Here is a 2,119-nt window from a genome sequence, read left to right as displayed (position 1 = left end):
CCTGCCGGAGTCGATCACGCTGGTGCACGGCCCGGGCTGCCCGGTCTGCGTGATCCCGATGGGCCGGGTCGACGACGCGATGCACCTGGCGTCGGCCGACGACGTGATCATGACCTCGTTCGGCGACATGATGCGGGTGCCGGGCAGCCACGGGTCGTTCTTCGACGCGAAGGCGGCGGGCACCGACATCCGCATGGTGTACTCGCCGCTCGACTCGCTGAAGATCGCCCGCCAGAACCCCGGTAAGCGGGTCGTCTTCATGGCCATCGGGTTCGAGACCACCGCTCCGTCAACCGCCATGACGGTGCTGCGAGCCGCGTCCGAGGGACTCGAGAACTTCTCGGTCTTCTGCAACCACGTCACGATCGTCCCGGCCATCAAGGCCATACTCGACTCGCCCGACCTGCGGCTTGACGGCTTCATCGGCCCCGGCCACGTGTCCACCGTGATCGGCTGCCGTCCCTACGAGTTCATCGCCAGGGAGTACGGCAAGCCGGTGGTCACGGCGGGTTTCGAGCCGCTCGACATCCTGCAGTCCATCTACATGCTGATGCTGCAGCTGTCGCAGGGCCGCTCGGTGGTCGAGAACCAGTACTCGCGGGTGGTGCCGTGGGATGGGAACCCGGTCGCGCTGCGGGTGATCGGCCAGACGATGGAGCTGCGGCCGTACTTCGAATGGCGCGGGCTCGGCTTCATCTCCCACTCCGCCCTGCGGATGCGGCCGGAATACGAACGGTTCGACGCCGAGGTGCTGTTCGACGTGCCCGGCGTCCGGGTGGCCGACCCCAAGGCGTGCCAGTGCGGCGAGGTGCTCAAGGGCGTGCTCAAGCCGTGGGAGTGCAAGGTGTTCGGCACCGCGTGCACCCCGGAGACGCCGATCGGCACCTGCATGGTGTCGCCGGAAGGGGCCTGCGCCGCTTATTACAACTTCGGCCGGATGAACAGAAACCGGGTCACCGAGACGCTGAAGGTGATCAGCCGATGAGCGTCGGCGAGGACGGCACCCCAGTCGGGGGCGGCCGGGCCGGCTGGGTCGCGGAGGCGCTCCGCGAGCACGAGGAGCAGGACGACCGCGAGCGTCACGAGCACGCCGACGTCGGCCGTCGGCCGTTGCCGGCCGACCGCGAGCAGCAGGTCCTCGACCGCATCGACCGGGCTCGCCGGCGTCGGCCCAAGGTCAGGGAAGAGCGCATCACGATGTCGCACGGCGCGGGCGGCAAGGCGACCCAGACCCTGATCGAGGCCGTCTTCCTCGACACGTTCCGCAACCCGAGGCTCGAGCAGCTCGAGGACGCGGCGCGGCTGGACATCGCCGGCGCCCGGCTCGCGTTCACGACCGACTCTTATGTCGTCTCGCCGCTGTTCTTCCCCGGCGGGAACATCGGCGACCTCGCCGTCAACGGCACCGTCAACGACCTGTCGGTGTCCGGCGCCACCCCGCTATACCTGTCGGCCGGCTTCATCCTCGAGGAGGGCTTCGGCGTCGCCGACCTGATCCGCATCACCGAGTCCATGCAGGCGGCCGCCGCGGCAGCCGGGGTTCAGGTCGTCACCGGCGACACCAAGGTGGTGGAGAAGGGCAAGGCCGACGGCTGCTATATCAACACGGCCGGGGTCGGCCTTATCGCCAAGGACGCCGGCGAGCTCGGGGTCGCGCTGGCCCGCCCAGGAGACGCGATCCTCGTGTCCGGCTCCATCGGCGACCACGGCGTCACGATCATGCTCGCCCGCGGCGAACTGGACATCGAGGCGGACGTCCGGTCCGACACCGCACCGCTCAACGGCCTCGTCGCCACCCTGCTGGCCGCGACCGGCGGGGTCCGCGCGCTCCGCGACGCGACCCGGGGCGGCGTCGCCACCATCCTCAACGAGATCGCCAAGTCGGCCGACGTCGGCGTGCTCGTCCGCGAGGACGCCATTCCGGTGCGCACCGAGGTGCGCGGCGCCAGCGAGCTGCTCGGCATCGACCCCATGTACGTCGCCTGCGAGGGCCGCCTGGTCGCGGTCGTGGCCGCCGAGGAGGCGGACCGCGCGCTCGCGGCCCTGCGCGCGCACCCGCTCGGCGCCGAGGCGGCCATCATCGGCCACGTCACCGCCGAGCCGCCCGGCATCGTCCAGC

Annotated in this window: 2 protein-coding genes; both read left to right on the top strand. The window is 70.5% G+C overall.

Annotated features, from left to right (window positions below):
• On the top strand, positions 1–985 hold a 985-nt coding region (gene hypD, locus VMF51_RS07745), incomplete at its 5' end, for a hydrogenase formation protein HypD (RefSeq protein ID WP_325473838.1).
• On the top strand, positions 982–2,119 hold a 1,138-nt coding region (gene hypE / locus VMF51_RS07740), incomplete at its 3' end, for a hydrogenase expression/formation protein HypE (RefSeq protein WP_325473837.1). The genes hypD and hypE, both read left to right, overlap by 4 nt.

It is taken from the genome of Nocardioides sp. (assembly GCF_035503875.1).
GTDB lineage: Bacteria > Actinomycetota > Actinomycetes > Propionibacteriales > Nocardioidaceae > Nocardioides.
Note: the sequence above shows the minus strand (reverse complement) of the source record. Positions and strands in the feature narration are given on the sequence as shown.